Source organism: Pseudocolwellia antarctica, assembly GCF_049933045.1.
GTDB lineage: Bacteria > Pseudomonadota > Gammaproteobacteria > Enterobacterales > Alteromonadaceae > Pseudocolwellia.
This window is the reverse complement of record NZ_CP187926.1, coordinates 362,894-385,961: the sequence shown is the minus strand read 5'-3', so window position 1 is coordinate 385,961 and position 23,068 is coordinate 362,894. Positions and strand designations below refer to the sequence as shown.

The following is a 23,068-nucleotide window of genomic DNA, read 5'->3' as shown; positions in this document are numbered from 1 at the left end:
GATAAAACCTCAATATAGAAGAAAAAGAAGTTAAGAGCTTACAACTAAGCATACTTAACTTCTTGTGATATCAGATTTTGTATTTATCAAAAACTAACAAGTATGAACGAGAGATAATGAGTTATCCCTCGCTTAAACTAACTGTTATTCTTTTTCCGATCAATACAGCCTAAATCTTTATCTGGCGCTATGGTATCTCTCACTAAAGTTTTTAATTCGGTAATTTCAGGAAATCGCCCCATATCTTTACGCGACCAAATAAGCGTACCATTAGCATATATTTCAAATATGCCTCCAGTACCTGGTAACAAAGATAGCTCATCAATTTCGCTCTCAAAGGTAGTTAATAACTCTTGAGCCATCCAAGCAGATCGCGCTAACCATTTACATTTAGAACAAAACTTAATATCAACTTTATTCATAATAATGACTCTCGATTACTTAACGATCACATGTGGAGAACGTTTCACAATGTCATCGTTCAATTCAATACCAAGACCTGGTGTTTCAGAAACTTTGAACATACCGTTTTTAGGTTGTGGGTCTTGAATACATAATTCACGGTTCCACGCTTTAGTCGCATAAGTGTGATGTTCATGAATTAAAAAGTTAGGTATCGCTGTTTCTAAATGCAAAGACGCAGCTGTTGCTACAGGACCACCACATACATGGGCTTGAATGCGAATATCATAAACATCAGCATAGTCACACACTTTTTTAGCTTCAGTAAAACCACCACATAAACCAACATCTGGCTGTAAAACATCAATACTTTGGTCTTCAAAATACGGACGTACATCCCAACGATGATACAAACGTTCACCGCCAGCAATAGGCACTTTCACATTTTCAGCGACTTTTTTATGTACCGCAGAGTTTAAGTAGTTTACTGGCTCTTCGTACATCATACAGCCAACTTCTTCGATAACTTCACCCATTTGGATAGCAGAAGCTGCGCCCATTAATGAATGAGATTCAAAAATAATATCAACATCTGGTCCAACAGCGTCACGAATAGCTCTTAAACGATTTCCGAATAAACGCATTTGTGGTTGAGTAAAGAGTTTAGTGCGATCAAATGACGACTCACCATTTGCATCATAAACAATAGGATCAACTTTAACTGCATCATAACCTTCAGCAACCGCTTTTAAAGCTGCTTCAGCGTATTGCTCAGGTTGAGTTAACTTGGTAATTTCAGTATCCCAGTCGAACTGTAATTGACTGGCATAAGTACGTAGTTCATCATTCACTTTACCACCTAGTAATTGATAAACTGGAACACCTAAGGCTTTACCTTTTATATCCCAAAGCGCGGTATCAATAGCGCTCATCGCAGAATAAAGTACAGGTCCGCCGCCTAAGCCCCAAAAGCTTTCACGTAACATGCGTGACCAAAGTTTTTCAGTTTGAAACGGGTCATAACCAATTAAAACAGCTTCGACTATTTCTTTGATCATAGCGGCTGCAGCACTGTGTCCCCAGTCATAAGCTAAACCTGCTTCACCAACACCTGAAATACCTTCATCAGTATGTACTCGAATAAAAATAGGGTTCCAAGGTGGACGTTCTGGACAATGAATATCAAAAATTTCAACGTGAGTTACTTTCATGGAGTTCTCTATATAAAAAGCTGTTTAAAAAATAAGTAAATGAGTTTGTGGTCTCAAAATACTATTGAGCAAAACTTGGATCTTCGTTATACACACGTCTTAACATAGCAGGCCAAGCTTTTTGACCACCTGTTAATCCAGTATGTACTATATTTGCTTGTGCTTTAATGCCATCAATAATGCTTTGATCAACAATATTAGGTTTCATACCCGTAGACATTATTTGCACTTGAATTTCGCATGCACGTGCTAAATCGTACATATGCATAAATGCATCACCTATGGTTTTACCTACAGTTAACGCACCATGATTTCTTAGCAGCATAAAATTGGTATCAGCTAAGTTGTTTTGTAATTTGACTTTCTCTGCAGGATTAACCGCTAAGCCTTCATAATCGTGATAGCTTAGCGAGGCAAGCGCAAACATCGCATATTGGCTTAAAGGCAAAAGCCCGTCTTCTACACTCGCAACCGCTATAGTTGCATTAGTGTGAAGATGTAAAACACACATAGCATCATGTCGTGCTGCATGTATTGCACTATGAATAGTAAAACCTGCAGGGTTTATCTCAAAAGGACATTCTGCATCAATAATATTACCGTCAATATCAATTTTAACGAGGTTAGATGCAGTAACTTCTTTAAAAGTAAGTCCAAAGGCGTTAATTAAATAATAGTTCGTGTCTGGAATACGAGCTGAAATATGGGTATAAATTAAATCATCCCAGCCATGTAAAGCCACTAAGCGATAACAAGCGGCTAAATCGACTCGCGTATTCCACTCACTTTCAGAGACTTTATCTTTTAAATTTATATTACTTATATTAGGTAATTCGAACATAAACACCTTGTTTCATCAGGCTCACTTTAATACTATTAAGTTTAAAGCATAGAGCAATGCTTTTAAACACATCTAACACTTAGTAACACTATCTATATTTTATTAAACAATTATAGTTTATTCACTTTCGATTTAATTAAGTGAAATAATATAATCAAAAGTTAGTTCCTATTCCTATATTCTCAGCTAAAACGAAGTCTTAAATTACCTATGTGCATTCTATTTATCGCCCTAAAGCAACATCCAAAGTTCCCTGTTATTATCTGTGCAAATCGAGATGAGTTTCATCAGAGACCTACACAAAACCTCCACCTATGGGTTGAAAGCGATATATTAGCAGGTAAAGACTTACAAGCAGGCGGAACTTGGTTAGGCTTAACTAAGTCTGAACATTTTTCAGCATTAACTAATTTCAGACAACCGCATTTAATTGATAATACAAAAACATCACGTGGTGATTTGGTACTTAAAGCCCTAGCCCCTGATAATATTGCTGTTGATCACCAAAAAATAAGAAGTCATCTCACCCAGAATAGTCAAAGCTACAATGGTTTCAATTTAATCTACGGAAGTTTAGACAAGCTCTACGGCTTTGATAGTGTTAACCAAGAAGAACATCTTATGGAAGATGGCGTTTTTAGTGTTTGTAATGGCGCTATAGCCGATAGTTGGCCTAAAATGAAACGTGGTCAACAAAAACTAAAAGACTTAGTGACTGATAAAAAACATGAAAGCCAGCTTGATATGGATCTTTTATTAGATTTAATGACGGATACAACACAAGCTTCAACAGACACTTTACCTAAAACAGGCTTACCTATAGAGCGAGAAGCTCTACTGAGTTCTATATTTATAACATCACCTGACTATGGCACACGCTCAACAATTATTATCACTAAAGACATAAACAATGTCGTTGATATTATAGAACGTACTTATGCCCCTTCAGGTGAAATACTCAGTAATCAAAAAATGACGCTAGATGAAGTGTTTAATGCCTAACCACTGCATTTTTGACTTTTAGAGCATTTGTTTCACAATTAAAGAAATGATTAAGATAAAACAAGCGATACCCGCTATTTTAGATAGCTTCGCTTGTTGTTTTTGCTCCATAGGTTTACCAAAGCGTTCACCTAAAACCACCATTAAACCAACAACAGCAAAAATAACGGCTAAAATAATCAGTAATGCCATGACTATATCCTTGTAATAGTTAGAAATTATAAAATGTTAAATGACTGTTAGTTTTTTAAGTTTATACTTTTAAAACCTGAACCTTCCAAAGCAATATCTCTCAAAACAATATCTTCGAAAGTAATACTTTGTAAATAAAGCCTAATAAACAACAGCGTTTCAATCCAAACCCTACATACCAAACCTTACATTAAACAAAACCTAAGTACTCATCCATATTCAGATAGCTATAAAATCCGCAACGAGTCAATTTCTTTGAAATAAAGGCTAGAAGTTAATTCTTTTAAGCTAAGGTTCTAAAGTTAAGGTTTAGATTACTTTTGAAGGATATCAGTCTGTATCAAATTGATTTTTTATCCTGTTTTAGTTATTTGATCAGGAGTATCTGCTCTCAATCACTATACTCGGTATAAATACAAATAAGTTACAGTAAAACATACTTGAAAAACTTGCTATTTCAGCCTTGTTTTTAATAAATAATTCAATACATCTTCACACAATTCCACTAAAATAAGCTATTAAATAATTAGGAATATATGTTAATGGAAAAAGGTTTAGACTTCGAAGATAAAAGACGCTTTATCATAAAGTTAGGAAAAGCGCTGCATAAGTTTGGGACACCAGCTTATCGTCTTGAAGCTCACCTGCATAATGTCTCACTTTCCTTAAACTTAGATTCTTGTTTTTTAATTACGCCTACGTCTTTAACGTTTGTGTTATCTGAAACAGATGATGAACAAGAATACGCGCATGTTATTCGTGTAGATCCTGGCGATTTAGATTTAGGATCATTAGCGAGAACTGATGAGCTAGTTGACGAGTTAAGCTCAGGTCAACGTACTCTTTCAGACGCTATAGACCGTTTAGACGAAATAGAAAATAAGCCCAATCCCTACGGACAGCTATTAACACTACTTGCCTTCGTTGGCTCTAGTGGTGCATTCGCTATGTTGATGCACACCAGTTGGAATGATGTTTTTTGGTCAGCACTGTTAGGTGTTGTTGTTTATTTATTTGTATTTTGGAGTGGTTATTCTCGACGCGTAACTGAAATGTTAGAGCCAATAACGGCACTTATTGTTGCCGTACTTGCTTCTGCCGCTACCTTAATTGATCCAAGCTTGAATACTCCCGTCGTTATTCTCTCGAGTATTATTTCCTTTATTCCAGGTTTAGCACTCACTTTAGGTTTATCTGAATTAGCTTCTAGAAATTTAATCTCTGGTACAGCACGAATAATGGATGCTTTGATGTCGTTATTTAAGCTCTACTTCGGTGGTTTTCTCGGTTTAGCCATAGGTCGATTACTTTGGGGCGAAGTCGATATAGTACCATCAACCTTTATTCCTGATTGGACTGCATGGCTTGCTGTAACAGTTTTATCAATCAGCTTAGTTATACAATTTAAAGTAAGATTAAAAGATGCACCTTGGGGCATGGCTTCAGGTTATGTGGCTTATGGAGCAAGTATTTGGAGTGCTTTATATTTAGGTGGTCCTTTGAGCGCTTTCGTGGGAGCTTTTGCATTAGGTTTATACAGCAACATGTTTTCTAAAATAATGAACTTACCTTCGAGTATCGTTAAATTATTAGGCTTAGTTGTTCTAGTACCTGGAAGCAAAGTTTATATCGGATTAAATAGTGCTGTTTCAGGACAAAACATGATCAACGCTAGCGATCTTGGCTCACAAACCTTTCTAATTTTCATGTCATTAGTGGCTGGATTGTTATTTTCAAATGTCACTTTGCCACCGCGTAAAGTCCTGTAATTACCTGATCCATAACATGATAAATGTAAGTATATATGTCATGTTATGGAAATTATAACCTTTCCCATTTATTATCGTTCAGTAACATTCATTTATTACCTCGTTTAGTGTTAATCAAAATAACGCTAAACGTGTTAGCCGATGAATATAAAAATTCGCTTTATATCCCCATAATCATAACAAATATTAAAGAGTACTTACTCATGAAAACACTCATTACGAGCGCAGTGTGCACGTCAGTTTTATTGCTATCAGCCTGTAATCAAACACCTGAAGCTTTATCAGAAAAAACACCGGTACAAACAGCTAAACAATCTCTACTGGTGTCTGGTATTACAAAAGCAAACATCGATAATTCAGTTCGACCACAAGACAACTTTTATCAATATGTTAACGGTGGCTGGCTTAAAAGATCAGAAATCCCAGGTGATAAAACTGCGATAGGTTCTTTTTACGACTTACGTGATGATGCCGATAATAGCGTTAAAGCCATTATTGAAGACTTAGCAAAACAGAAAAATCTTATTGCTGGTAGTGATGAACAAAAAGTAGGTGATTTATTTAAATCATTTATGGATATGGAAACGAGAAATGCTGCGGGTATCTCTCCTCTTCTGCCAATAATGAACGATATTAATAAGCTGAAAAGTAAAAAAGATCTTGCTAAGTTCTTTGGTGAATATCAAGCAGCAGGTATTAATACACCGTTTTCATTTTACATCAGTGTTGATGCTAAAGACTCTAGCAACTACGCCACACACATTTGGCAAAGTGGTTTAGGTTTACCTGATCAAGATTACTACTTTAATGAAGAAGAACGTTTTGTAGCATTACGTCAAGGTTACTTAGCGCATATTGAAAAAATGTTTGAATTAGCTGGGCTTCCAAATGCTAAAGCAGCGGCTAAAAGCATTATGTCTTTAGAAACAAAGTTAGCAAAACATCATTGGACACGTGTTGAATCAAGAGACAGCGAAAAACGTTATAACAAGTTTGCTGTATCAGATTTACCAAAATCGGTAACCAATAAATTTGATTGGGCAACTTACCTAGAAGCACTTGGCGTATCTCAACAGAAAGACTTAATTGTTAACCAACCTGATTATGTTGCAGCCTTTGGTGATGTATTCACTGAAACATCAGTAGCCGATTGGCAAACCTATTTAACTTTCCACACATTAAACCGTTTTGCCTCTTATTTAACAGCTGACTTAGATAATGAAGACTTTGACTTCTTTTCAAAACAGTTAAACGGTCGTGAAGAACAACGCCCACAATGGAAAAGAGGCGTATTTGTTGTTAACTCAAACTTAGGTGAAGTTATTGGTAAAGTTTATGTTGCCAAGCATTTTGCTCCAGAAGCTAAATCAAGAATGAGTCAATTGGTTGAAAATCTAAGAGGCGCATACGGTGCAAGTATTGATGAACTTGAGTGGATGTCTGAGGATACTAAAAAATCAGCTCATGTGAAACTTGCTGCTTTTACACCTAAAATTGGTTACCCAGACAAATGGGAAGACTATTCAGCATTAAACATCAAAGCAGATGATGTTGTTGGAAATATTATTCGCTCTGGTGAAATTAGTCATAAAAAAGAAATAAGTAAACTTGGTGGACCTATTAGAACATGGGAATGGGGAATGACACCTCAAACCGTTAATGCTTATTACAACCCTACGGTAAATGAAATTGTATTCCCTGCAGCTATTTTACAAGCTCCTTTCTTCAATATGGCTGCTGATGACGCGGTAAACTATGGTGGCATTGGCGCTGTAATTGGTCATGAAATGGGTCATGGTTTTGATGACCAAGGTAGCAAATATGATGACAAAGGTAATTTAAGAAACTGGTGGACTGAAACTGACTTAAAAGCCTTTAAAGAGCGTTCTGATAACCTAGTAAGTCAATACAGCAACTATGCAGTATTTGATGATTTAAACGTAAATGGTGAATTAACATTAGGCGAAAACATTGGTGATTTATCTGGTGTGACTATCGCTTACAAAGCTTATAAAGCTTCATTGAATGGTAAGAAAGCTCCTGTAATTGATGGCTTAACAGGTGATCAACGTTTCTTCATGGGTTACGCTCAAATTTGGCGCTCAAAAATTGTTGAGAAATCAATGAGAAATAGAGTCGCTACTGACCCTCATTCTCCAGGTGAGTTTAGAGCATTAGGTTCTTTATCTAATATGCCTGAATTTTATAAAGCATTTGATGTTAAAGCAGGCGATAAAATGTATATCGCGCCTGAAAACAGAGTTAAAATTTGGTAGTAAACTGAGCTTATCTTTTTATATAAGCTCAAGCTAGGAAACACAAAAGTAGGTTCAGACTATATTCCTCAACCTACTTTTTTATGTCTCTTATTATACTGCCCCTCTGTTTAGAAAAGACAAAATAAAGAAAGCTCAAAAACGAAAAAAGGCAGCAATAATTGCTACCTTTTAAAAATATATTCTCATTTACAAAAATGAAATAAACAGTAAACCTACAAAGCTAACTCTTTAAGCATCTGATCTTTAAGCTCTAACCAAAGTCTACCTGATTCAATACCATAATCTCGCGTAACAAAAACAGCTTCGTCAAACTTGCCTGTTTGAGCTAGGTCGATCAAGGCTTCATAATAGTTTCTTGAAATTTCACGCCCTTTCGGATGAGAAAAATACAAACCACCCAAACGTGAATACAAACCACTAAAGCCATTTAAGATTAATAAGTAGATTGAGTTTCCAGATGCTACAACAAGCGCTTTATGAATTTTATAATCAAATTCAGCAAAAGCATCACCTTCATCAGCAATATCTTTATATTCACTTAAAATATTAATAACCTGTTCAGGATTGTTTTTTAAGGCACCACGAGTGTATATAGCGCTGATATTAGTACGAGCAGACAATAAATTATCAACTAAGTCAGGAATACCTTCTTGGTCTAATTGCGCTAAGGTTTCTAATATATTTAAGCTAGAGGTTTCCCAAAAATTATTTACTTTAGTCGGTTTGCCATGTTGAATAGTTAACCAGCCATCTCTCGCTAAACGCTGTAGAACTTCACGCAGTGTTGTACGAGTAACGCCAATAAGTTCAGATAGCTCACGTTCTGCTGGTAAAATAGAGCCGGGAGGAAAACCACCATTCCATATAGATTCTACAATATATTGTTCTGCAAACCCTGCCGGACTATGTGCTTTAATAACCATAAGTATCCATTTACTTGATTTTTGTTATTTATAGTAGTGATTGTACCAGAACATCTAATTGGTACAAGCCGCTATAATCAGCTGCAATGATTATTTACAAGCGATAGTTTACCGCTTAAACTAATATAACTATTGGTATTTTTATCAATAATGTACGATATTAATGTACGTATTAATAATAATAAAATTAAGAATCAGTAAACTTAATTCAACTTAACTTCAAAAAGGTCCACTATGCAACAATCGTCTATGGCTGCATTTTATAAAAACTTTCTAGGAAACTCTCCTGAGTGGTATAAACTCGCAATTGTTTCTTTTCTAGTTATAAACCCTATATTATTTTTTCTTGTAGACCCATATACCGCGGGCTGGGCATTAGTTATCGAGTTTATTTTCACTCTCGCTATGGCATTAAAATGTTATCCCTTACAACCGGGTGGTTTATTAGCTATTGAAGCAGTAGCGATAGGAATGACATCACCTAATCAAGTAATGCATGAAATGATTGTAAATTTTGAAGTAATACTACTTCTAATATTTATGGTTGCTGGTATCTACTTTATGAAGAACTTACTGCTATTTTTATTCACAAAAATAGTCACTAAAGTTACCTCCAAAGTTATGGTCTCATTTTTATTCTGTTTCTCTGGTGCTTTTTTATCTGCATTCTTAGACGCACTTACTGTTATTGCTGTAATTATCAGTGTGGCGATAGGCTTTTACTCGGTATACCACAAGGTTGCTTCAGGTAAAGACTCAAATCAATCACACGATCACAATGAAGATAATCAATTACCTGATCTTAGCCGAACAGATCTAGAACAGTTTCGTGGTTATTTACGTAACTTATTAATGCATGCTGGTGTAGGTACTGCTTTAGGCGGTGTTTGTACTATTGTAGGCGAACCTCAAAACTTAATTATTGGTCAACAAGCGGGTTGGGAATTTGTAGAATTTGCTATTCGTATGTCACCTGTAACTATCCCTGTATTTATTGCAGGCATGCTAACGTGTGTCGCTTTAGAAAAATTTAAAGTCTTTGGTTACGGTGTTGTTTTACCAACTAATGTACGCCAAATCCTTAATGATTATGACGTTGCAGAAACTGAAAAACGTACTAAAAGCGACAACATTAAACTTGTTATGCAAGGTGTAATTGCCGTTTGGTTAATTATTGGTTTAGCCCTTCATTTAGCGCCTGTAGGTTTAATAGGTCTTACGGTTATTATCTTAGCAACAACATTTACAGGTATTACTGAAGAGCATCAAATTGGTCACGCTTTTGAAGAAGCTTTACCTTTTACCGCATTACTTGCTGTGTTCTTTGCTGTTGTAGCCGTAATTATTGATCAACAGTTATTTACACCAGTGATCACTTGGGTACTAACTTATGAAGGAAATATGCAGCTAGTTATGTTCTATCTGGCTAATGGTTTGCTTTCAATGGTAAGTGATAATGTATTTGTAGGAACGGTTTATATTACCGAAATTCAAAAAGCATTATCGGCGGGTCAAATAACTCGTGACCAATTTGATTTATTAGCAGTAGCAATTAACACAGGTACGAACTTACCAAGTGTTGCAACGCCTAATGGTCAAGCTGCGTTCTTATTCTTACTTACTTCAGCAATTGCTCCGTTAGTACGTTTGTCTTACGGCAGAATGGTTATTATGGCTTTACCGTATACCATAGTGTTAACGATTGTAGGTTTGATCGCTATATCATCTGGTCACTTAGCTGATAAAACAGCTGAGATGTATGAGTCAGGTATAATAACTCATCATTCAGAATCAACATCTCATGGCGCCGCACCTGCAGCGCACTAAGATGTATTAAAAATATAGTTTTACACAATTTAAAGCGCCTTTTGTGGCGCTTTTTCTTTATTTAACCTGAACTCTGGGTAATGAATTATGTAATCTATTGATTCATAAAACTTAAAAGGTAAGACGATAAAGTCCCGCTAAGAAAATAGCATTTACTTTTCTCCTAATTCTGAGATTTAGTCCGTATAACAAGACAATTTTATGTACTAATAGCTGGCTATTAGTAATAAAATTAACGCAGGTAGACGGTTAAATAACAATATTAGGCATAATTGCTTATCCAGTTTTTAGGTTATTTAATATAAAGTTTTTGAAAAATTAAAAAGGTTATTCTGTGAAGTTTATAAGTAATTTAGCGACTAATTCTCGCGCTTGGTTAGTATTAGCATTAAGTGCTCTAGGATTAGAAATAGTCGCATTGTATTTTCAATATGCTATGGGATTGAATCCGTGCATTATGTGTATTTATCAACGTACTGCGCTTTGGGGAGTATTCTTTGCTGCTGTAGTGGGTTATCTAGGTAAGAGTTTACTTATAACGCGCTTATTAGCCTATATTCTTTGGGGTACGAGTTCTATATGGGGAATGTTAATAGCCATTGAACATGTTGATATGCAAACATCGACTCTTTCATTTATGTATGTATGTGAAATTGTACCTAACTTTCCACAATGGGCACCTTTGCACGAATGGTTACCATCCTTGTTTGAAGCTAATGGTGATTGTGGTGATATTAACTGGCAGTTTGTAGGCTTTAGTATGCCGCAAGTAATGATTGCTGTATTTGCTGTTTATAGCGCGATTTTGGCGTTCTTATTAACCATACGTTTAATCAAAGATAAAACAATCTAATCTGTAAATCGTAGTGACCTCAATAAAAAAGATGAATAACCTTATTCGGTTTATTCATCTTTTTAACTGTTTATCTCTTTAGTCTCTAGCTTGCCTTTATAACAGCCTACATCAGCATGAAATAACAAATCACACCAGCGACACAAGAAACGACAAAGCTCAATACTGCGCCCTCTTTTACCATATCGCCTATGGTTATCTCACCTGTACCGTAAGCAATAGCATTAGGCGCTGTCGCTACAGGCAACATAAAGGCACAACTTGCACAAATAGCAGCAGGTATCATTAACACCTCAGGATTTAATCCAGAGGAAATCGCAGTGATAGCCAAAATAGGCATTAACAAGGTTGCCGTTGCTGTATTACTGGTTATTTCAGTTAAGTAAGTAACCACTAAACATATACTTAAAATCATTAAAATAGGCGGTAAAGCGGCAAACGATGTCAGCCAATCACTCATAATAAGGCTCAGTCCCGAAGCTGAAAAACCTTTAGCCAGAGCAATACCACCAGCAAATAAAAGCAACATGCCCCAAGGAATACTAACAGCCGTTTCCCAATCTAATAAATGCTCTTTTTTGCCATTTTTCTCTTTACCATTAGGTATTAAGAACATAAAAACAACAGCACATAAGGCTATACTGCTATCACCTATTGTGGTTATGTTTAGCCACTCACTCCAGCCTCCAAAAGGCTCTAAACGCGTTATCCATAAAAGCGCAGTTATACCAAATACGATTAATGTGCGTTTTTCTTCAGTGCGCCACGCCCCTATTTCAGGTAGCGAGATATTACTTTCTAATTTTACATTTCGAGTTAGCCATAACCCGATCAAAGGAATAGATACTACAACAACAGGTATGCCTATTTTCATCCAAGAAAAGAAGCTAAACTCTAGTCCTGTTTGCTCTTCATATATCCCCATAAAAATCACATTGGGTGGTGTTCCAATAGGCGTTCCCACTCCACCAACACTAGCTGAATAGGCAATACCTAATATTAAAGCAACTTTTAATGAGGCATTATCAACATGCTTTAGAATAGCGAGCGCCATCGGTAACATGATCAAGGTAGTGGCTGTATTTGATATCCACATACTCAAAAATGCAGTAGCAAACATAAAGCCAAAAACTAAACGCTTACCACTTGAAACACCCACCAGTCTTAACATATACATAGCTAAACGTTCATGAGCGCCACTTTTTTCTATTGCTTTAGACAGCATAAATGCACCCATTAATAATAGAATGACGTGACTACCTAAAGATAACGCTGCAACTTTATGATCAATAACACCAAATAATGGAAACAAAGCAAAAGGAACAAGTGAAGTTGCGGGGATAGGAATAGCTTCAGTTACCCACCATATAACGGTAAGCATAGTTATTGCTGCCGCAATAGCAGGTATATACGCTAAGTCAGAAAGACTAAGCACATAATAAAAACAGAAACTTAAAAGCGGTGCTAACCAAAGAAAAGATCGTTTAGATAACATAAAACTACCTAGGTTTATTTTTAAGGACTATTTATAGCTTAGCTGTATTTTTCAATAAACTTACGTGACTCTTGCCATTTTATATTTTGCTTTAACTGACTAAAGCTTGTTTGGCTATTTTTAAGTAAGCGTTCAATACGTTGGTTGCTGAGTTTATTAATTTCAATATTGGCTTTATCAATAACACTAATACAACCGTCCCTGTTATTACATAATAACAACATGTCACAACCTGCTTGTTGCGCGGCTTCAGCTCGTTCAACATAGCCGCCTACGCAAGAGGCTCCTTCCATTGATAAGTCATCACTAAAAATAACACCATCAAAACCGAGCTGTTTACGTAATATGTCTTGTAGCCAATAAGAAGAAAAGCCAACTGATTCACTATCAATTTCTGGAAATATAATATGTGCTGGCATTAAAGCATCAATTTTATTGGCTTTAATTAAGTGTTTAAAAGGTAAAAGATCGAAAGATTCAATTTCTGAATTTCCGCGAGGATCAATAGGCAGCGCAATATGAGAATCAGCTTGAACACTTCCGTGGCCTGGGAAATGCTTACCTGTCGCTTTCATTCCAGCCAAATGCATGCCATCAATGAAAGCATTGGCAAGATGAATAATGGGTTCAGGTTGCGAGTCAAAAGCTCTATCACCAATCACTTCGCTAATACCATTCACATCTAAAACAGGTGCAAAGCTAATATCGATATTACAGGCTTGTACTTCAGTAGACATTACATAACCACAATGCTGAGCTAACTCTTTAGCCAAATTAAAGTCGTGTTGTGTTTTTGTAAGCAAAGAGCCCATAGCAGGAATAATACTGAAACCGTCGCGAAATCTTTGTACCCTGCCACCTTCATGATCAACAGCAATAAGAATATCTTTACCTGCGGCTTTGCGTATTTGAAGATTTAAATCCGATAATTGCTCAACCGACTCAAAGTTTCGGGTAAATAAAATAAGGCCACCCACTAATGGATGTTCTAATAATTCTTTATCTTCTGCGGTTAACGACGTGCCAAGCACATCTAACATTATAGGACCCATAAAAACCATTATTTATCTGTAGTTTAGTGATTAGGGTTAATTATAAATGATTCAAAAGGAAAGGATATAACTGAATGTGTTTATCTAAAAAACAGAAGAAGGCTTTAGTTAAAGAATACAAAACGAAAAGAGTTAAGCTTAAGTTAACTCTTCTATTTATTATTTATTATTTATTATTTAAAGGCATGATTGGCGCAGCAACACCAGCAGCAATATACGGAATAACTTTATGAATAATCCCAGAAATATCGATATTGTTATCAAAATCATTTTTAGCAATATCAAGTAAAGCATTACTTGAAGACATAGTAAAAACTAATGTGCCCATAGTAAAATGCAAACGCCAGAAAACTTCTTCTGCTGTTAATTCTGGATACGCTTTATAAACAGCCTTAACAAAGTTACTAATAACACCTGAATAGTGACTCGTTAAAAACCAACGTAAAAAACCTTGGCTATCGGTATAACTGCGCCCTAAAAGCTGTAAAAAATGACTTGTACCATTTTCTTTATATTCATTTAGCGATAATAAAGGCTCAACAAAAGCAGAAAATACTTCTGTTAATGTTGGTTTTCTCTCAGCATCACAAATTTCTTGTAAAGCCGCTTCTAATCGCGGAGATAACTCATTCATATAACGCGACATTACCGCCTTGATCAGCTCTTTTTTAGAGCCAAAGTGATAATTGACCGCTGCTAAATTAACTTCAGCTTGGCTCGTTATTTCTCGTAACGAAGTACCATTAAAACCATGTATGGCAAATAAATGTTCTGCCGCATCTAAAATTTTACTTTTTGTACTCATAGTATCATCAAACTTTTTTTGAAAATGAAATAGGATTAAAGCGTATTATTTTAAAAGAAATGCATTTAAAACGTTTGTTTAAAATAGCGTATACGCCAGCATAGGTCAATATATCAGAGACACAAAGCTAAGTTAAAACTTGATGAAATAAATTAACTTCTTCTTACTAGAGATAATGATAGGAATATTTTTCATACGATATAGCTTTATTGAAAAAGAAATAACACTTATAGATGAATTATTTAACGCTGAAATAGCATCTAAAATATTGTTTTTATCGTCCTAAAAGGCTACTTTGTTTAGTTCAATAACATCATTTAAAATACAGTGAATTATCCGATGAAAAAAACATTTACCTTATCTTCCTTAACACTCGTAATCACTTCCTTATTATATGGCTGTGGGCAAGCATCTACAGATCAGACGGCACCTGTTGCACAGCAAAGTAAACAACAAGTATTAACTTCACAAGATGCTGAAGTATTTTTAACTAAAGCTGAAAAAGAATTTGAACAACTTAGCTTAGAAGGCAATCAAGTCGAATGGGTTTATAGCAACTTTATCACTGAAGATACAGAAGCATTATCTGCTAGAACCAATCAAAAAATAACAGAAGTTGGTGTTAAATATGCGATGGAAGCAGCTAACTTCGACAGCGTAGAAGTTACGGCTGATCAAAGACGTAAGCTAGATATGTTAAAGCTAAGCTTAGTAATGCCAGCTCCTCAAGATCCAGAGAAGTCTGCTGAACTCGCTCGAGTAACATCTGCATTAAACGGTATGTATGGTAAAGGTACTTACACTGATAAATCAGGTAAAGTATTAAGCTTAGGCGAACTATCTAGCATTATGGCGAACTCGCGTGATTACGATGAGTTATTAGAAATGTGGGAAGGATGGCGAGAAATCAGCCCTGATATGAAGCCTTTATATGTTGAACAATCAGCACTCGGTAACGAAGGTGCTCAAGGTTTAGGCTATAAAGATTTAGGCGTTATGTGGCGTTCTAAATACGATATGCCTGCTGACGACTTTGCTAAAGAACTTGACCGTTTATGGGGACAAATAAAACCACTATACGATGACTTACATTGTTATGTTCGAACAGAATTAGGTGAAGAATATGGCATTGATAAAGTTGCTCAAGACAAACCTATCCCAGCACATTTGTTAGGTAATATGTGGGCTCAATCTTGGGGTAACATTTACGATTTAGTCGCTCCTGAAGATGCAGATCCTGGTTACGATGTAACAGCGCAATTAGAAAAAAATAACTACGACGAAATAAAGATGGTGAAAGGCGCTGAACAGTTTTTCACTTCATTAGGCTTTGATGCCTTACCTGAGACATTTTGGACACGTTCATTATTTACTAAACCTGAAGATCGAGATGTTATTTGTCATGCCTCAGCTTGGGATCTTGACGATAAAGACGATATTCGCATCAAAATGTGTATTCAAAAAACAGGTGAAGAGTTTGGTGTAATACATCATGAGTTAGGTCATAACTTTTACCAGCGTGCTTATAAAGATCAACCTAAGCTTTATCGCGGCAGTGCAAATGATGGCTTCCACGAAGCAATTGGCGATACTATTGCTCTTTCCGTTACACCTAAATACTTAAAGAAAATAGGCTTAATTGATACCATTCCTGATGAATCGAAAGACATAGGTTTATTACTTAAAATGGCGCTTGATAAAGTTGCCTTTATACCATTTGGTTTACTTGTTGATAAATGGCGTTGGGGTGTTTATTCAGGCGAAATAACACCAGAAAACTACAACAGTGCTTGGTGGGAATTACGTGAACAATACCAAGGTATTGCCGCACCGGTTGATCGTGACGAAAATGCTTTTGATCCAGGAGCAAAATATCATATACCTGGAGGAACACCTTATTCTCGTTACTTCTTAGCTCATGTACAACAGTTTGAATTTCATAAAGCACTTTGTGAAATATCAGGTAATACAGATCCAATTCATCGTTGTTCAATTTACAACAGCAAAGAAGCTGGAACTGCGTTAAATACCGTATTAGAAATGGGTGCAAGCCAACCTTGGCAAGAAGCTTACAAAGTTCTTACAGGTAAAGAAGAAATGGATGCTACTGCTGTATTAGATTATTTCTCACCATTACAAACTTGGTTAAAAGAAAAGAACCAAGGTAAGCAATGTGGATTTTAAACTTTTGTAACAGTTAGAAAAACAAGATCAAAAAAAGAGCTAATCAGTCAATGATTAGCTCTTTTTTTATGATAAATAAAGGGTAAATGAACCAATCATAATGAAGGTTTACGCATATCAATAAAGCTTATACCCAACGGACTAATTTATTGCTCACTTAGCGAGAATTTAAAGGCTTAGAGGCAAGGCATTGATTGAAGAGAATGGTTATTCCCTTGTCAAAATCAATAACGCGGCATATGAGCCTTTAAATTCTGGCCCTTTGGGAGCTCATTAGCAAACTGATAACATCACAAAATTAAAAAAATATAGAATAACTATGTTTAATCAATTTTGCTTGTTCTAAGCTTGCTAATGTAGCTCTAAGTTGCTCAATAAATTAATCCGTTTGGTATTACTTTTGAGTAAACGTTTTATTCATAAAGTTAACAATATATTGAGCAATTTCAACTGACTTTTCTTCAACACTAAAGTGACCTGAATCCAATAAGTGTAATTCAGCATTAGGTACATCTTTTAAATAAGCTTCAGCGCCAGCAGCAATAAAAGCAGGGTCTTTTTTACCCCAAACAATTAACGTTGGTGGTTGATATTTACGTAAGTAAGCTTGCCACTTAGGGTAATCAAGTAAGTTATTATAATAGTCTTGCAGTAACTGAACTTGAATGTTTCTGTCTTTTTTCGTTTGTAAAAAATGTAAGTCTTGGGTCCAACTATCTGGACTCATGCTTTCAATATTATTTGGTACATCTCTCAAATACTGTTTATTAATAATGGCTGATTCTGAAGTAAACGAATAAATTTTATCTGATTGAGCTAGAGATTTATCTTGATTCGCTTTTTTGAAAAAAGCTTGTCTTGGTGGCGTTAAACCTTCCAAATAAGCATTACCATTTTGTACAATTAACACTTCTAATTTATCTGGATTATTTAATAACATTCTAAAGCCAACTGGCGCGCCAAAATCTTGTATATATAAACTGTATTTCTCGACATTAAGGGTATTTAGCAAACCTGCTACGTGCTGAGCTAAAACATCAAAGGTATATTTTTGTTGAGATGGGTCTGGGCGATCACTATAACCTGAACCTAAATAATCAGGTGCAATAACATGGTAACGTCCAGATAATAATGGAATAAGCTCACGATACGTATGTGAAGACGACGGATAACCATGTAATAAAATAATAGTCTGTTTATGCTGCTCGCCCGCTTCACGATAGAAAATACGCTGCCCTTCTACTGTTGCATAACGATAAGATGTTTTTGAAGGCCAAACAGCGCTAACAACCGGTTCAGTAACGCCTGCCGTGCTAGTATTTTCAGCATTAGCTTTATTCGCTAGTATAAAAACAAGTACAACGATTAAAGTACTAAATATAACTTTAAAGACAAAAGATTTAGTGCAAAATTTATGATCTGCAGAATAACAAAATGAGTGATTAAATAATTTCATGAATACCTTCTAAGTTTTTAACTAAATCTATTAAAGCGGATAATAAAAAAGACGATTTAAAGCATTCTTATTCAGATACATGCTTTAGTTAAAAATCTGAAATGAATATAGGCTTAGTTGATAAAGACCTTTCATTTGGGTTTTTCATTCAAAAAAATTATATTTAAATGGCTAGTTAATAATATTTATATCGCCTTATACAATAAATCCTTACTGAATAACTGATGGCTAGATCACAAATAATTGAATAACCTCTTGTTGCATAACACCTATTTGATTAACGTCTATTGAATAAAGTGTTTCGCCATATCTTTAGCCATAAGCGCTGATTTTTTTAGCCCACGAGTATGAGCCATTACAATAGCGCCTTCTACCAACAAAGCGATTTGTTCAGCTTTATCTGTATTTGCATCGGATAATTGAGTTTTGATCAAATCAACAATAGCTTGCTTATGTTGAGCCGCAAAAATGTTAATCGGATGGCAAGCATCAGCATATTCGCCGCTGACATTAATAAAGTTACAGCCCCAAAAAGTTTCGCTGTTAATCCATTCATCTAAATTGTCGAATATAGCTAAAATACCTGAACTTCCTGATTGGATCGCTTCTTCAATTTTACCTTGTATTGCTGTTAAGACTTGTTCATGACGTTGCTGAAGTGCCGCTAATATCAATTCTTCTTTACTACGAAAATGCTTGTATAGCGTCGCCTTTGATACTTTCGATTGCGCCAAAATTAAATCGATGCCCGTTGCGTGATATCCGTGCTGATTAAATAACTCTAATGCGGTATCAATCAAATGTTGTTTTCTTGGTTGCATATTCTTTATCTTAATTCTTACGACTTGTTCTAAATTATAACAACATTTAGCTTGACGTAAACAGTTCTGTTCACCCATAATAAATAGACAGATTTGTTCACCCCCTATTTAAATATAAATTAAGGCCAATTATTATGTGTACAACAACCGACTCAGCAACAAATAACAACGCGATTAGCACTTCAGGTATTCACCATCTTGGTCTTAGTGTTCCAGATATTAAACAAACTGCTGCGTTTTTTATTGAGCAACTTAATTTCACTATCGTTGGCGAAAAGCCAGACTACCCTGCTATCTTTGTATCCGATGGCACGGTTATGTTGACACTTTGGCACATTAACGATTCAAATGAAATGAAATCATTTGATCGTAAAAATAACGTAGGTTTACATCACTTTGCTCTTAACGTGGCTAACTTAGAAACGTTAGAAGCTTTACATCAACAATTTGTTTTAGTTGATAATATCGATATCGAATTTGCACCAGAGCAACTAGATCAACTACCTATTCATCACATGATGTGCACCATTCCAGGTGGTGTAAGACTTGAATTAATTACAGCGTAGGAAAGTTTATGAATAATGAGCAGTTAGCCGTTTGGCATCAAGGTGAGCTAGCCGTTCAAAAAATGGCAGGCACAGATAAAAGAATGGCTGAAATTGGTAATAAATTCATTCGTGAATTTATGCCTCAACAACACCGTGATTTTTTTCAGTCTCTGTCGATGATTTTTATCGGCTATAACGATTATGCTACTGATATTTTCGCTAGCGTACTGTTTGGTCCAGTCGGTTTTATTCAGTCACCAACTGAACATGAGCTGATCATTAATACGCAATACTCGATAAATACTGATATTAAATCTGACTTAAAAATAGGTGATCGTATTGGTTTAGTCGGTATAGTATTTAATACCCGAAGACGTAATCGTGTTAATGGCGTAGTCACTGAAATTAATCAGAAAAGTATCCGATTAAGAATATTACAAAGCTATGGTAATTGCCCTAAATACATTCAGCCAAAAGCCTTAACTACAAATGCTAACTATGGCGAATTTATCACGACAACGCGTCATCAACTCAGTGCAAACGATAAAGAAGTAATAACAAATGCTGATGTGTTTTTTATTGCGAGTAGTTTTGATGATGGTCAGCAATTAAATAACCGAGGTGTAGATATGTCTCACCGTGGCGGTGATGCTGGCTTTGTAACGATTAATAAAAATGAACAATTATTAGTAGATGATTATTTTGGTAATGGATTTTTTAATACCATGGGTAATTTATATAAAAATCCAATAGCTAATCTCTTGTTTTTGGATTGGCGTACGGGTAATGCTATGCAAATTACCGTATCAAGTGAAATATTATGGAATGAAGACAATGCACAAAATAACACACTCACCTACTCAGAAAGTACTGAAGCAGGTAAAGCGAAAAGAACATTGTGTTTTACTCCCATAGAAATAAAACACATCACAAATGCTTTAGCTTATTGCCAAATTACTGATTGAAAGCTTGCTGATTTAAGAGATCATTATCTATAAACTTTAGAGTTAAAAGCTATTTTCTAATTTTAGCCAGCATTCTTATACGCCAAGACCTTTTAACTAAGCTGATCTTTTCTAATATACCTACAGTAATAATACGTTCGCCTACCATATCGTGAACATATAACTTTAAATCGCCAAATTCAGAAATATCACCTATTTTAGGTTTCATTACTAACGTAGATTTGATCACTTGTTCAAGTGTTTCCTCTGGCTCTCTAGGGATATTAATATTATAAGAATGTGCAATATCTGCAATCGTATTATTGCCTTTAACTTTTAACTCTTGTACTGATAATTCATGTTTTTCTTTAGTTATAGCTCCTGAGAAAACATAATCAATAAACTCTCGGATATTAGGTTTAAGTACAATAAAGAGCTGATCACCTGCCTCTAATAACGTAGAACCTCGTGGCGCAATAACCTTGTTATTACGAGTGATCATCGCCATAACCGCACCGTCGGGTAGCGCGAGTTGTGATATTCTACGTCCCACCGAACGTGATGAATCGCCTAACGTATATTCAACAATATCCGCATCTACATCACCCAAAGCCGTTATTTCTAATGTTGCCGCTGGCGTTACTGGTGGTGGTAATGTTAATTTTAGTTTACGCGCCATCAAAGACAAGGTTGAGCCTTGTAAAGTGGCTGAAATAAGTACCACGAAAAACACAACATTAAATATAAGATCGGCCCCTGGTAAGCCAAAAATCAATGGAAAGATAGCTAAAATAATAGGTACTGAACCACGTAACCCGACCCAAGAAACCAAAGTAATTTCTCGAATATTAAAACCAAACAAGGCTAAAACAGGAACCACAGCAATAGGTCTTGCAACAAAAATTAACACTAACGCAATAAGCAGTCCTTCAAACCAAATATCAAACAGCGACGTAGGTGTTATTAATAAGCCAAGCACAACGAACATGGTAATTTGACTTAACCAAGCTAAACCATCATGAAATAAGAAGGTGCTGCGCTGAAATACAAACCGACTATTTCCAATAACTACACCCGTAATGAAAACAGCTAAAAAGCCGCTACCACCAATATTGGCAGTAATACCAAAAGATAAAAGCCCACAAGCAGAAACCAATACAGGATATAAACCAACAGCGACCAGTTGAATTTTATTAATTAATCGAACCGATAACCAACCAACAGCAAGACCTACAATTGCGCCTAAGCCCATTTGCGATAAAAACATAACAAGTAAGCCTGAGCCTGGCTTTAAATCGTTTACTAAAATCTCTAATAAACCTACCGTTAAGAATATCGCCATAGGATCATTGGACGCACTTTCTATTTCTAAAGTAGCTTTTAACTTTGGATTAAGATTAATACCTGCATTTCTTAGCAATGAAAATACCGCTGCAGCATCAGTAGAGCCAACAATAGCACCTAGTAACAAGCCTTGTAGTAACGGAATATCTAAAATATAAGCAGCAGCAACGCCTGTCACCCCGCCTGTAACTAATACACCTAAGGTAGCTAAGGTAGAAGCTGGTTTCCAAACTTGTTTAATAGCTTTAAAAGGGGTTTGTAAACCACCATCAAATAAAATCAGCGCTAATGCTAAGGTCCCTAAGGAGTGTGCTGCTTCAGCATTATCAAAGAAAATCCCACCTGGTCCATCTTCTCCTGCTAGCATGCCGACTATCAAAAAGAGCACAAGTACGGGTAATCCTAAACGGGCTGATAATTGGCTGGAAATAATGCCAAGCAAGATCAGCACTGCGGACAACAATATAATTTGGTCAATCAAAAACATTTATCATTCTCATTAATAGCTGCGAGGCAGCGAGGCTTTATTTTAAAATATTCACTTGAACGGTGAATGTGAAATGCATATTCATTTTATTGCTAACCACGTTCAAATAAGTTTAGGAGCTATTGTTCTCTCAGGGTTAAATTTTATTCAATTTAAAACGGATTTAATCGCGATGTGAGCTTTGTCTAATAGTCATTCTATTAAAAAAGCGAACAGCAATGAGTAAATTCGTTTTAAATGAACCCAAAGGGCAGCATGTGTTTGAAATTTATACCACGTTATCGTCTGTTCGAGTAGCCAGCTACACGTCACATACTCTGCCTTGTCTAAATATCAAATACATTGCTGTAAAAACAATCTCGAAAGATCAACAGCCCCTAGTATTTAAACGGGAAAAATAAAGAGTTAAAAGGAAGGAGACAAAGTCATACCCTATATAAGAAACAACATAAAACTTTCCTCTATTCTATCATTATTCTTAAAATATATGCACTTGCGCTATAAACAAAAAATAGAGTTGTTTATGCTTTTTATCGTCATATTTATGAAGCTCTTAATGTATTTCGTTACTTTTCAAACCCGTATTCGATTATTGAAATCAAATACATTACATTCTCTCTTTATAGGTAATAC

The 23,068-nt window shown here is 35.6% G+C and carries 19 protein-coding genes; 8 read left to right on the top strand and 11 right to left on the bottom strand.

Annotation, left to right across the window (positions count from 1 at the left end; all coding sequences use genetic code 11):
* Nucleotides 1–137 precede the first annotated feature (137 nt).
* The 3 genes from ACPUVN_RS01635 to ACPUVN_RS01625 form a co-directional block, all read right to left on the bottom strand.
* Nucleotides 138–422, bottom strand: a complete 285-nt coding sequence (locus ACPUVN_RS01635) for a SelT/SelW/SelH family protein (protein WP_304370062.1) — start codon at nucleotides 420–422, stop codon at nucleotides 138–140.
* Between the two features lie 15 nt (nucleotides 423–437).
* Nucleotides 438–1,613 carry a mandelate racemase/muconate lactonizing enzyme family protein gene (locus ACPUVN_RS01630; protein ID WP_426358312.1) on the bottom strand — a complete coding sequence of 392 codons (1,176 nt, stop codon included), beginning with the start codon at nucleotides 1,611–1,613 and terminating at the stop codon, nucleotides 438–440.
* Nucleotides 1,614–1,674: 61 nt separating this feature from the next.
* Nucleotides 1,675–2,454, bottom strand: coding sequence for a class II aldolase/adducin family protein (locus ACPUVN_RS01625; RefSeq protein ID WP_426358313.1), 780 nt, complete (start codon nucleotides 2,452–2,454; stop codon nucleotides 1,675–1,677).
* Nucleotides 2,455–2,664: 210 nt separating this feature from the next.
* Between ACPUVN_RS01625 and ACPUVN_RS01620 the strand changes: the two genes are divergently transcribed.
* Entirely contained in the window at nucleotides 2,665–3,456 is a 792-nt protein-coding gene (locus ACPUVN_RS01620) for an NRDE family protein (protein ID WP_426358314.1), read from the top strand.
* A gap of 18 nt (nucleotides 3,457–3,474) precedes the next feature.
* Here ACPUVN_RS01620 and ACPUVN_RS01615 read toward each other — a convergent pair whose 3' ends face one another.
* Nucleotides 3,475–3,648: a hypothetical protein gene (locus ACPUVN_RS01615; protein ID WP_426358315.1), complete on the bottom strand. Its 174-nt coding sequence runs from the start codon at nucleotides 3,646–3,648 to the stop codon at nucleotides 3,475–3,477.
* A gap of 542 nt (nucleotides 3,649–4,190) precedes the next feature.
* Here ACPUVN_RS01615 and ACPUVN_RS01610 point away from each other — a divergent pair.
* Both ACPUVN_RS01610 and ACPUVN_RS01605 read left to right on the top strand, forming a co-directional pair.
* Nucleotides 4,191–5,417 (top strand): threonine/serine ThrE exporter family protein, encoded by a 1,227-nt coding sequence (locus ACPUVN_RS01610; RefSeq protein WP_426358316.1) that lies wholly within the window; start codon nucleotides 4,191–4,193, stop codon nucleotides 5,415–5,417.
* Nucleotides 5,418–5,620: 203 nt separating this feature from the next.
* On the top strand, nucleotides 5,621–7,693 hold the full coding sequence (locus ACPUVN_RS01605; protein WP_426369828.1) for a M13 family metallopeptidase: 2,073 nt from the start codon (nucleotides 5,621–5,623) through the stop codon (nucleotides 7,691–7,693).
* A gap of 215 nt (nucleotides 7,694–7,908) precedes the next feature.
* Here ACPUVN_RS01605 and fadR read toward each other — a convergent pair whose 3' ends face one another.
* Nucleotides 7,909–8,619: a fatty acid metabolism transcriptional regulator FadR gene (gene fadR / locus ACPUVN_RS01600; protein ID WP_426358318.1), complete on the bottom strand. Its 711-nt coding sequence runs from the start codon at nucleotides 8,617–8,619 to the stop codon at nucleotides 7,909–7,911.
* Between the two features lie 234 nt (nucleotides 8,620–8,853).
* On the opposite strand from fadR, the gene nhaB reads away from it, so the two are divergent.
* Nucleotides 8,854–10,446 carry a sodium/proton antiporter NhaB gene (gene nhaB / locus ACPUVN_RS01595; RefSeq protein WP_426358319.1) on the top strand — a complete coding sequence of 531 codons (1,593 nt, stop codon included), beginning with the start codon at nucleotides 8,854–8,856 and terminating at the stop codon, nucleotides 10,444–10,446.
* 334 nt (nucleotides 10,447–10,780) lie between these two features.
* A complete protein-coding gene (dsbB, locus tag ACPUVN_RS01590) occupies nucleotides 10,781–11,299 on the top strand; it encodes a disulfide bond formation protein DsbB (RefSeq protein WP_426358320.1) in 519 nt (172 codons plus the stop codon).
* A gap of 106 nt (nucleotides 11,300–11,405) precedes the next feature.
* On the opposite strand, the gene ACPUVN_RS01585 is transcribed toward dsbB, so the two are convergent.
* The 3 genes from ACPUVN_RS01585 to ACPUVN_RS01575 form a co-directional block, all read right to left on the bottom strand.
* Nucleotides 11,406–12,794, bottom strand: coding sequence for an SLC13 family permease (locus ACPUVN_RS01585; protein WP_426369827.1), 1,389 nt, complete (start codon nucleotides 12,792–12,794; stop codon nucleotides 11,406–11,408).
* A gap of 38 nt (nucleotides 12,795–12,832) precedes the next feature.
* The gene (gene nagZ / locus ACPUVN_RS01580; protein WP_426358322.1) at nucleotides 12,833–13,846 is read right to left on the bottom strand and encodes a beta-N-acetylhexosaminidase; all 1,014 of its coding nucleotides are present in this window, start codon (nucleotides 13,844–13,846) and stop codon (nucleotides 12,833–12,835) included.
* 166 nt (nucleotides 13,847–14,012) lie between these two features.
* The gene (locus ACPUVN_RS01575; RefSeq protein WP_426358323.1) at nucleotides 14,013–14,651 is read right to left on the bottom strand and encodes a TetR/AcrR family transcriptional regulator; all 639 of its coding nucleotides are present in this window, start codon (nucleotides 14,649–14,651) and stop codon (nucleotides 14,013–14,015) included.
* 339 nt (nucleotides 14,652–14,990) lie between these two features.
* Here ACPUVN_RS01575 and ACPUVN_RS01570 point away from each other — a divergent pair, with 339 nt between their 5' ends.
* Complete coding sequence (locus ACPUVN_RS01570; protein WP_426358324.1) at nucleotides 14,991–16,835, top strand: M2 family metallopeptidase; 1,845 nt, start codon at nucleotides 14,991–14,993, stop codon at nucleotides 16,833–16,835.
* Between the two features lie 394 nt (nucleotides 16,836–17,229).
* Here ACPUVN_RS01570 and ACPUVN_RS01565 read toward each other — a convergent pair whose 3' ends face one another.
* On the bottom strand, nucleotides 17,230–18,291 hold the full coding sequence (locus ACPUVN_RS01565) for an alpha/beta fold hydrolase (RefSeq protein WP_426358325.1): 1,062 nt from the start codon (nucleotides 18,289–18,291) through the stop codon (nucleotides 17,230–17,232).
* Between the two features lie 284 nt (nucleotides 18,292–18,575).
* Nucleotides 18,576–19,112, bottom strand: coding sequence for a TetR/AcrR family transcriptional regulator (locus ACPUVN_RS01560; protein WP_426358326.1), 537 nt, complete (start codon nucleotides 19,110–19,112; stop codon nucleotides 18,576–18,578).
* A gap of 134 nt (nucleotides 19,113–19,246) precedes the next feature.
* Between ACPUVN_RS01560 and ACPUVN_RS01555 the strand changes: the two genes are divergently transcribed.
* Entirely contained in the window at nucleotides 19,247–19,678 is a 432-nt protein-coding gene (locus ACPUVN_RS01555; RefSeq protein WP_426369826.1) for a VOC family protein, read from the top strand.
* Between the two features lie 8 nt (nucleotides 19,679–19,686).
* A complete protein-coding gene (locus ACPUVN_RS01550; RefSeq protein WP_426358328.1) occupies nucleotides 19,687–20,625 on the top strand; it encodes a pyridoxamine 5'-phosphate oxidase family protein in 939 nt (312 codons plus the stop codon).
* Between the two features lie 49 nt (nucleotides 20,626–20,674).
* Here ACPUVN_RS01550 and ACPUVN_RS01545 read toward each other — a convergent pair whose 3' ends face one another.
* On the bottom strand, nucleotides 20,675–22,435 hold the full coding sequence (locus ACPUVN_RS01545) for a potassium/proton antiporter (protein ID WP_426358329.1): 1,761 nt from the start codon (nucleotides 22,433–22,435) through the stop codon (nucleotides 20,675–20,677).
* Between the last annotated feature and the right edge of the window lie 633 nt (nucleotides 22,436–23,068).